Origin of the sequence: Gilliamella sp. HK2, from assembly GCF_001690265.1 — a bacterium.
GTDB classification, from domain to species: Bacteria; Pseudomonadota; Gammaproteobacteria; order Enterobacterales; family Orbaceae; genus Gilliamella; species Gilliamella apicola_C.
On record NZ_LZGV01000087.1, the window covers coordinates 1 to 9,463 of the forward strand.

The 9,463-nt window shown below is 31.5% G+C and carries 12 protein-coding genes and 1 pseudogene; all 13 read left to right on the top strand.

Annotation, left to right across the window (positions count from 1 at the left end):
- Window positions 1–420 (top strand): integrase core domain-containing protein (locus tag A9G45_RS09090; protein WP_141673652.1); only part of this gene is annotated, 420 nt, incomplete at its 5' end.
- Window positions 421–567: 147 nt separating this feature from the next.
- Entirely contained in the window at window positions 568–1,050 is a 483-nt protein-coding gene (locus A9G45_RS09095; protein ID WP_065566951.1) for a hypothetical protein, read from the top strand.
- A gap of 182 nt (window positions 1,051–1,232) precedes the next feature.
- Complete coding sequence (locus A9G45_RS09100; RefSeq protein WP_065566952.1) at window positions 1,233–1,544, top strand: hypothetical protein; 312 nt, start codon at window positions 1,233–1,235, stop codon at window positions 1,542–1,544.
- Window positions 1,544–2,026, top strand: a complete 483-nt coding sequence (locus A9G45_RS09105; protein WP_065566953.1) for a hypothetical protein — start codon at window positions 1,544–1,546, stop codon at window positions 2,024–2,026. The genes A9G45_RS09100 and A9G45_RS09105 overlap by 1 nt, the downstream gene beginning before the upstream one ends.
- 28 nt (window positions 2,027–2,054) lie before the next feature.
- Window positions 2,055–2,816: a hypothetical protein gene (locus tag A9G45_RS09110; protein ID WP_065566954.1), complete on the top strand. Its 762-nt coding sequence runs from the start codon at window positions 2,055–2,057 to the stop codon at window positions 2,814–2,816.
- 347 nt (window positions 2,817–3,163) lie between these two features.
- Window positions 3,164–3,508: a hypothetical protein gene (locus A9G45_RS09115; RefSeq protein WP_065566955.1), complete on the top strand. Its 345-nt coding sequence runs from the start codon at window positions 3,164–3,166 to the stop codon at window positions 3,506–3,508.
- A gap of 428 nt (window positions 3,509–3,936) precedes the next feature.
- The gene (locus A9G45_RS09120) at window positions 3,937–4,548 is read left to right on the top strand and encodes a hypothetical protein (protein ID WP_065566956.1); all 612 of its coding nucleotides are present in this window, start codon (window positions 3,937–3,939) and stop codon (window positions 4,546–4,548) included.
- Between the two features lie 276 nt (window positions 4,549–4,824).
- Window positions 4,825–5,277: a hypothetical protein gene (locus tag A9G45_RS13825; RefSeq protein WP_081297875.1), complete on the top strand. Its 453-nt coding sequence runs from the start codon at window positions 4,825–4,827 to the stop codon at window positions 5,275–5,277.
- A 325-nt stretch (window positions 5,278–5,602) separates the two neighbouring features.
- Window positions 5,603–5,959 carry a hypothetical protein gene (locus A9G45_RS09130; protein ID WP_065566957.1) on the top strand — a complete coding sequence of 119 codons (357 nt, stop codon included), beginning with the start codon at window positions 5,603–5,605 and terminating at the stop codon, window positions 5,957–5,959.
- 466 nt (window positions 5,960–6,425) lie between these two features.
- Window positions 6,426–6,554 (top strand): annotated as a pseudogene (locus tag A9G45_RS15000) (RHS repeat-associated core domain-containing protein); the annotation flags it as partial.
- A gap of 379 nt (window positions 6,555–6,933) precedes the next feature.
- Complete coding sequence (gene imm9 / locus A9G45_RS09135) at window positions 6,934–7,398, top strand: Imm9 family immunity protein (RefSeq protein ID WP_065566960.1); 465 nt, start codon at window positions 6,934–6,936, stop codon at window positions 7,396–7,398.
- Between the two features lie 392 nt (window positions 7,399–7,790).
- Window positions 7,791–8,021 carry a hypothetical protein gene (locus A9G45_RS14625; protein ID WP_065579963.1) on the top strand — a complete coding sequence of 77 codons (231 nt, stop codon included), beginning with the start codon at window positions 7,791–7,793 and terminating at the stop codon, window positions 8,019–8,021.
- A 704-nt stretch (window positions 8,022–8,725) separates the two neighbouring features.
- Window positions 8,726–9,316 carry a hypothetical protein gene (locus tag A9G45_RS09140; RefSeq protein WP_065572393.1) on the top strand — a complete coding sequence of 197 codons (591 nt, stop codon included), beginning with the start codon at window positions 8,726–8,728 and terminating at the stop codon, window positions 9,314–9,316.
- The last annotated feature ends 147 nt before the right edge of the window (window positions 9,317–9,463 follow it).

Consider the following 9,463-nt stretch of genomic DNA (forward strand, 5'->3'; position numbering starts at 1 on the left):
ACATTCAATGTCATCGATGACTTTAATCGTGAGGCGTTAGGGATTGATATTGCAGTAAGCTTACCCGCAGGAAGGATTACCCGTTACTTAGATAAACTGGCCGAATATCATGGGTATCCATTAAAAATACGGGTCGATAATGGGCCAGAATTTACAGAAAAAACCTTTACCAACTGGGCTAAATTACATGGTATAACCATTGATTATATCCAGCCCGGTAGCCCTTATCAAAATGGCTATATTGAACGATTTAATCGTACCTATCGCACTGAGGTACTCGATTTATATCTATTTAATAATCTAGAACAAGCAAGAAAGGTAACCGAAGAATGGCTAACCATTTATAACACCGAAAGACCGCATGAGGCATTAAATAACATGACACCGATTGAGTATAAAACACTAAAACAAGCAGCATGATTTTCTACGTGAGTTGTGTACTAAGTTTGGGGTATTTACAATATTATCCTGATAGAACAATAAAAATAATGGATATTGTAAGATTTATAAGAGTAGTCATTAGAGGCAAACCTATTATAGCCTGCCTTTATATTCCTGGAGATTAAAATGGAAACTATATTTGAGGTTAACTATCAAAATCCCATAGGCGATATTGATGATGATATTGATGACGAACTAACTCCTTTTCAATATGCATTGGAGGAATTGAGAAGATATGCTGATCCTGAGTTTTACATTAAACTGAAAGACGACTATAGAGTACATTTTTACATTTATGCGGACATAACAGCATGTTACGAAGATATTGTTAAATCTGTCAAACGAGTAAAAAATAATTGGGCAGGCAAAGATGATATTTGGTTTTGTGAGCAAGGCTCTGATTTTTACTTCTATTATGAAATTAAAGATAAAGGCGTAGAACTTGAATATAAGAAAGGACCAGATGTAGGCATATATAATGGAAAAATTCCTGATATGAAACTTTTTATCAGTAAATTAGAGTACATTCAGGTTTGGGAAACTTTATTTAAAGAATTATCGACACTTATTGAAGAAAAACTGAATAAAAAAATTAACTTACCCTTTTAATAATGTTTAAAAGTATTTAATTAGTTTGGAAGACATAAAAACCAATACAGTATCCACGGACAAATCGACTGCAAACAAACCAACGGCGCTACCTAGCACTACCACTACGACACCAAACCGAGGTGTATCGAAAAACATCAGCTAGGCAGCGCAGGCAACCCTTATAACCGTACCCGCTTCCTGTGGGATGGCTTAAAAATGATTCAGGAAATCAGCTAGAATCAGCACAGCAGCCTGTATATCTATACCGACCAAAGCAACTACCAACACTGGCACGCATAGTTAAAAGAGGTAGTGAAGATGAAGAAATAGTTTACGTCCACGCCGATCTAAATACTTCAAAACCAGAAAATAAATTTGATCGCGTTCCTCACTTTTATACTGCTGATGATTTGTCTGGTGATCCTCTCCAACCAAAAGTAAGATATAATCAATATGGTAGACATATTCCTGAAAATATGACAAAAATTACAAATGCTAAAGGCAAAAAATAATGTCATTATCTTTAAAAGAAAGATTGAAATTATCAGTTATTGAAAAAGAAAAAAAGGCAATTGTTCAAAATATCTCAAATAAATTACGGATTAATAATAACAGCTATTCGATAACGTTTGAGTCGCATGATTATAATGTCTTTTTGTCAAAATTTATTGATAATATTGAACATCAGCCAGTAGATTTATCAGTAAATGAAAATTTATTATTTAACCGATTTTGTGATTTTTTGAGTAGTATTGATACTAATGATTTAGTAGTTTTTCAAATTATCACTTGTAATACATATTATTATTTAAAATTGCATATTAATAACATTAAGCAAAATCCAACATTATTTTGGAATATGACAGTAAAGAATAGTAACAAGACGTTAGAGTGTTTGCTAGTTGCCATAAATAACTCTTTTGGATTTTCAATTTTACCAACAGAGAATTTTTATGAGTTAAGAATATGGAATGGTAATAATGAGTTGACTTAGATTGATCCTTGGGCTTAAATAATGAATTGTGTGCTTTTGGAAACAAAAACAAGCCCAAAAACCAAGAGCAAGCAAAGATATTGATACTGATAGCACTGGTATGGTAAAACCTCAGGTTGATAAAAAATTACCGCAAGGTGCATCAACCACATTAGATCCTAATAAGTCTCCATTAACTGAACATTACTATACAATACCTGAAGGAAAATCATTCCCTAATGGATTAGGTATTAAACGTGATATATTCATGAATGAATTTAAAAAATTATTTAACTCAATTTCTTGTGCGTATGGTAGTAACAAAATGAAAGATAATACAATTTTTTCTATAGAATGGTTTAATTTAAAAGAATCTGAAACAAATTTATTTTCTTCTAAATATTATTTTAGAAAATCAGAATGTTTTTTCCAACAATTACTATTAGCATTAAACACATTATCAGAACAAGGAACAGCGTTAAGATTCATAAGAGATGATGATTTTAATGACGAAGAATTAGAAATATTAATTCCTATAATTATAGACATATCAGTCGATGGCAATATTGATAATATTCCTATAGCTAGAGATATATTAATCAAATTTAAAGAGAATAAAATCGTAAAACATAAATTATGCAGTATGTTGGATCATTACCTTGCTTCTTTCGATGACTTTATATACCGAAGATTAGCTGAATTACTACTATACTTAAATTTCTCAGACTTAAAAATCAAATTAATGAATAAATGCCTAAAAAGTAACAATAATGACTTAATTGAACTATATCAAGATATTATTGAAAATTAAAATAATAGATTAGTATTTAGATAGAAAATTGAGAGACACCATTCTATATTATTTTGTGTATTTGCCAGTTAAAGGTAGCGATTGATTCTGCCATCAAACTCTAAAAAATGAACGGGTGCCAAACCAGTTAAAATCCTATAACAGGTGAACGACATAGAGTCGACTTTGTGGTTAAAAGACAAATGGAAAATGGCGTCCTTATGAGATAACAAGTAAAACTGCCTCTAAGTACAAACAATTAGCAAAAGAAGCTCGGATACATAGTACAGGAAGTATATATGTGAAAAATAAAAATACTAACGAACTGATCGAAATTGAAAGTATATCAAAAGTTATAAGGCAAAATAATGAATAATGAAGATTTTGAATTACATAATATTCCTATGTTATTAGGCGCAAATAAAAGTAAAGAATATCAAAACCAAATAATAAGATTATCTACTAGTTTATTAACGTTTCTCAAAGAGAACCATTTACTAATTAATGTAGAGCCATTTGATCTAGTGGGAAATTTGAAAACTGATTTTATATTAATGAAATCTGCTGTTACGGAAGATGGTTTTGATTTATTCAGGAAATATGTATCTGGATGGCTTAAATATTTAGATAAAAGTACTGTAGAAAATAAGTATGAAAATATTAGTCGTTTGGAAAAAGGCTTAGCTAAAATTAGAGAGTTAAAGAATTTATAAAATTAAATACTACGATTATCTAAAATTTTATTATATTACTATCAAATCAAGGCATTTTAATATATAGATTAGTCGATTTGGCCAAAATCTAAGATTAAAATACAATGTTTAGCACATGTTGACCGAAGTATCCATCGAATACCCAAGCTAGTGAGCGTTACGGCTATGTCTACAACGCCTTAGGTCGACGTACCGAAAAACATCAGCTAGACAACGCAGGCAAATCCTACACCGTACCCGCTTCCTGTGGGATGGCTTAGCAGTGATTTAGGAAACCAGCCCGAATCAGCACAGCAGGCTGTATATCTATACCGACTAGAATAACTATGAAGCACAGGGAAGAGCTGGTGTTCCTGAAAAGAAAATTGGTATACTAAGAAAAATCGTAAAAATTCATAAAGAAATTAGCAAATGTTAATGGAGATATCATGCACCTAGTATATGAGCTTACACCTTCATCAAACGAAAATAGTGGTATCAAATTTGGTGGAGGAGCATTTATTGACGGCAATTGGCCCCAAAATCCGTTAGGTGAAAATTTAACATTATTATTCACAATCGATAATGATAAATTATCTGATTCTATTAGTGGAATTAATCTTCCTAAAGCTAAATATATTTCCGTATTTTCAACATATAATGAAAATAGATATTTTTTGGACGATATTGTTTATTTCGGTGATGATGCAGAACTTGATCATTTAAAATCAGGATTTACCAGAGTTACACTAACTGAGACATCAAAATTACGTGAAAATAGTAATAGTCTTGTTCCTCAATATCTTGAATTAGAAAAGACACAACTAAAGAATAATGAGTACCCAGCATTTTCTTTTTTGTCAAATAAAATACCCAATGGCATTGTGGCTTGTGAAAAATTGCTAAATGAATATGATTTTATTGGCCAATTATATTCATCAGATATTCCCGTTCATGATGGTGGAGCTTTATTTTTATCTGATGCTATTGGATATTTGTTTCTAAAAAAGAAAATTGATGATTTTAATAATGCAGGACTTTTTTTTGTTCAAACGGCATAATTATTTTAATATAACTATCTAACAATAATTTATAAATGTGCTAATAGTAATAGTTTCCTTAATATTTTGTAGGGAGATAATGTATCTGTTTATTATAATCTAAGCTGTAACGCCCCTCTAAAATAGTGCAACAAAAGAGTAGAAAACTCGCCATGATAAAAGTAAAAAGTGATTTAATCATGATGATGATTGCCAAATAAACCTCATGGAAGCATAAAGCAATCCATATAAACACATTGGTTATAGTGTTATAAATATAGTAAGAGATGTTGATAAATGATAAACATTAATGAAATTCGAGATTTTATAAATAGCTCATTATATAAAACGGCATTAGATAAATTAGAGAAAAAATATAAAATTACGACAAACGGAAAAGAATTGCCATCGGTATTGTTTGAATATGATGCAAATGAAATAAATTTGTCTGGTGCCACTTTATCTGATTTAAAAAACATATTGTCGAATAATCTTGCTTCTTTTTTGAAATATATAGCGATTAAGTTTGTCGTTCTCTTTGATGAACCAGATGAACAAGAAGGGAATGATGAAAAGGATGTCACTATTTCAGTTAATGCACCCTATGAAAATTTTCTTATTATTCATTTATTAGAGTATTATTTACTTACTAACGATGTTGATAACCTAATTAATTATCTAAAAAAAATAAAAATACCGTATAGTAAGAAATATTGTGGACAATTAAAGAAAATATATGCATTACTTTAATCAAAAAATCGGCAATATTTACAATCTTTAACGATAAAAAAGTGAATAAACTTATACATAGTTTTATTATCATTCATACATAAATAATCGAGAGACTATTAGAAAAATAAAAAAGCTTGATTTACCCACTGATATACAAACAAAGTTATTATCGCAAGGTGCGTTTTTAGTTTGGATAATAGGCGCCTTTATACTGCTAAAAAGGCTGGAATTTCTAAGGCTCCATCTAGATGGGCAACTTAAGTGGATCTGTCTTCAGCTACTTTATGGCGGCGTTTTACAACTAAAACCAGTGGTAAATCAATAAAATTGAGGTGTAAATAATATGAATACAAAAGAAATTCAAACAAAATACGGTATAATTTATGCGCGAAGTGCATTAATATTATCTGACGTAAAATTAGAATGTATACCATTTACTTTAGTTGTTAATACGTCATTAGCATTATCAGGCTGTAAACCGAAGATATCGAATGTTCCAGAAGTTAAAGTTACATTTACTTTCAGTGATATTTATAGTTTATTTATTTATAGAATGGATGAGTATCCTTATGAGCAATATTTAAAATCTAGTTTTGATTTAGTTGATGAGGTGCATAAAAAAGGAAGGCAACGTATAGTACTCAGCACTTATGATCATATTTTTGATGTAATTGGTAAATATGAAATTAAATATTACTAAAAAATAAAATTATAGAAGTTAGCTCAATAATTAGATATATGTAAGATAGAGAGTTATTGCTTCAAAAACAAACAAAGTGCTAGCCACAACTAGCGTTACAACTACGCCTACGACGCCTTAGGTCGACGTATCGAAAAACATCAGTCAGGCAGCACTGGCAAACCTTACAACCGTACCCGTTCCTATGGGATAGCTTAACAATAATACAGGAAACCTGCCCGAATCGGCACAGTAGCCTGAATATCTACACCCACTAGAGCAACGACTAGCCACTGGCACGTATAGGCACAGACGGCAATTAAAAACAATATATCCGCTGCTTCTACGCCGACCAGAACGGCTTACCGATGCAAACGGCGAATAACTCTGGGAATGTAGTTATCAGCTCTAGGGTAAGCGCATTCAGGAAATCGAACACAAACCAATAGAGCAAAACTTCAGATATCATGGGTAATATTTAGACAGAAAAACTAGACTGCATTACAATACCTTTAGGTACTATGATCCAGATATAGGACGCTTTACCCAGTCCAACTCAGTTGGGCTGCTAGGTAGGTGTAATCTGTATCAGTATGTGACGAATGGGTTGACTTGAATTGATACAATTGGATGGTATAAAAATAGTAATGACACTAATTGAGATTGGGTTTTATATGATGTAATGGATAGGAATCTAAACGCCGTGCTAAAACAGGAATTAGTAAAGCAGAAGATGTAATGGCTGGCGGATAATAGATGTGCTTATACGAGTATAAGAAAAGTACGAAAAGCCCCTAACTTTGGCAATGCAGAATCAAAAGTAGTCCGTACTTATAGAGGAATAACTAAAGGTAAAATGAAAAGAATTGAGGCAAGAAGAGTTAGGCTTTTAAGAATATTAAAACATGAATTGCCACCCAATCGAGAAAAAGACAAACGTTATAGACCCAGTACTAAAAAGAACAAGTGGTGCTAACTATTTTACAAGGTATATTATGGGAAAAAAAATAATGGTGTCATTGCCTACTGAAGTACCAAAAATAAATGACAATGTGAATATGCATTTCATGTGGATAGAATTGAACAAATATATTGATAACTTGTTACCGCGAATAAATATTTTAGATTTAAATGGGTGGCGTATTTTAATAATGATTAATTCTCGGGCTACAAATGGTATTGGGGTTTTCAAAAGATCAATGCGCTATCCATCAGATAAGGAGTATGTTATTTCTATCTCTATTTGCATTCCTGATAAAAACCAGGCTCCATATGGATTAAGAGAAGTAAAAGAAAGTTTTTTTAAACCGTTAAATGAAAATTTTTTCATTTTAGATCCTGAATTTGAAAACTACGAGAGTTTATATAGTTATATTTTTGAAAGTGCAAAACGTGCAATAGGTTTAGCTTTTACGAAAGGTATTGTCTGTGGTGGCAAGAGAATAAAATTGCAGAATTGAAATCACAATAATGAAGTTATTAAGAATAACGGGCTTTCAAAGTGATACTATCCTGATACATGTAGATTCACTGATTTAGCCGGATTGCTAGGTGGCGTTAATCTGTATCAGTATGCGTCTAATGGGTTGACTTGTATCGAAGCATGGGGATTAAATTATTCAGACATATTTCGAAGAATGACAAAAAAGAAAAGTAAATCCAAAGTTGTAGACTCAGCTAGAACATTGAGTGCTAGCCCTAATAGGGATATTCCTGTATGTAACAGATCATTGGTAATGATTTGCAGCACGTACAAAACAAATCAGGACATGGCGCAATTCAACCTAAACAGTCGATGCTTCTTTTCAAAATACCAAACAGCATTGGCTAATTAAAAAAGTAAATGGATAAAATGCTAGAACAACAGAAATTCCTTGATTATATGAAAAAAGAAATATCTTCAAATAAAGATTTATTGGAAATTAGAAAGGTATTAGTTGATTTTAAAAATAAAGGCATGCCACAGATTTGCATGTATGATTGTTTACAAAACCTGAGGTATCTTGACGAAGAAGATATTATTTTAGAATTAATGGATTTTGTTATAGGTTTTTGTAAGCCTGAGTTAGCTATATATAGTTAATTTAGAAATATATTTTAGAATTTATTGAATTGAATAATAATCTTCATTACTCTTTCTTAATTTTGTTGTTTGAAAAGATATTGGCATTCCAATATCTGCGATGCTCTTGGCTAGCATATCGAAAAACATCAGCTAAATAGCACAGCCCCCTACAACCGTACCCGCTAGAATGGCTTAATAATGATTTAGAAAACCAGCCCGAATCAGCACAGCAGCCTGTATATCTACCCCGGACAGAGTTGCTACGAACCTCTGGCACATATAGACAAAAGGGGCAGTGAAGATGAAGAAATTATCAGCTCTGGGAGTAAAGGGATTCAGGAAATTGAACACGCATCAATAGATCAAAACTTCAGATATCAGAGCCAATATTTAGACAGAAAAACGGATTTATATTACAATACTTTTAGGTATTATGCCTTGATATAGTCCACTTTATCTAGCCTGACCCAATTGGGTTGCTGGGTGAATTTAATCTGTATCAGTATGCGACTAATGGATTGACTTGGGTAGATCCGTAGAGGTTATCATGCAAAGTACGATTCAAAATATAAAAGAGAGGTGATGCTATCAATAAGTCATTGCCTAATGGTGATACCTCTTCATGGAATGTAGTAAGAACCAGATATTGGATGTCTTCGTGAGTTTACTAGAGAACAGCATACGGCTCTTGATAAATTTAGACCGCTAGGAGGTAATAAAAAATGAATTCTATAGATATTATAAAAAATTATTTGGAGGGTTCGCTTTCTCCGCTGGATTTTCAAAAAGAACTTTATAACAATAAGGATATTGAAGATCTTTTATCTGAGGAAACCCAAATACCTCCATATACTAATTCACAAAATGCATTTTTGTATCTTATTGAAATTGATATTTTATTACCATCAGGCGAATTCGATAGTAAAGATTTACTTTCAAAATTGCTTACCAAAAAAAATATTAGCTTTTCGTTAAATAATGAATATAAGAAAAAATATGACCTGTTTATGAAAATTCAACCACGATGGTTAAATTTGACTGAACCTTATTTTCAGTTTATCTTTAATAAACATAAAGATAAATCTGGAATAGAGTTAGAAAGAGCTTTAAAATTAGAAATTAAAAATGATTTTAAATTTTTAAAAAATAAACCCAGATGGCTCCAATCTCCAGTATGGCCAACAGTAGAAAATAAACCGTTATTTTTTATAGGCCAATTGGATATAACCGAAATTAGGCATGATATTTCTTACTTATATATTTTTTTAGATGAAAAAAATAATACGTATATGACTTTTGAACAATCAACATAAATAATCATTGACTGACAATACTATCATTAGGCTTTGCACATAATCAGATAAATACCTAATGAGCATTACCAGTATCGAAATAACGATATTAGACTGTTAATGCTACGAACCGTTGGTACGCATAGACAAAAGAAACAGTGAAGATGA

Coding starts and splice junctions, on each gene's coding strand:
- A9G45_RS09130 (WP_065566957.1), top strand. CDS start 5,603: ATGAATACAAAAGAAATTCAAACAAAATACGGTATAATTTATGCGCGA.
- A9G45_RS13825 (WP_081297875.1), top strand. CDS start 4,825: ATGATAAACATTAATGAAATTCGAGATTTTATAAATAGCTCATTATAT.
- A9G45_RS09115 (WP_065566955.1), top strand. CDS start 3,164: ATGAATAATGAAGATTTTGAATTACATAATATTCCTATGTTATTAGGC.
- A9G45_RS09120 (WP_065566956.1), top strand. CDS start 3,937: ATGCACCTAGTATATGAGCTTACACCTTCATCAAACGAAAATAGTGGT.
- imm9 (WP_065566960.1), top strand. CDS start 6,934: ATGGGAAAAAAAATAATGGTGTCATTGCCTACTGAAGTACCAAAAATA.
- A9G45_RS09095 (WP_065566951.1), top strand. CDS start 568: ATGGAAACTATATTTGAGGTTAACTATCAAAATCCCATAGGCGATATT.
- A9G45_RS14625 (WP_065579963.1), top strand. CDS start 7,791: ATGCTAGAACAACAGAAATTCCTTGATTATATGAAAAAAGAAATATCT.
- A9G45_RS09105 (WP_065566953.1), top strand. CDS start 1,544: ATGTCATTATCTTTAAAAGAAAGATTGAAATTATCAGTTATTGAAAAA.
- A9G45_RS09140 (WP_065572393.1), top strand. CDS start 8,726: ATGAATTCTATAGATATTATAAAAAATTATTTGGAGGGTTCGCTTTCT.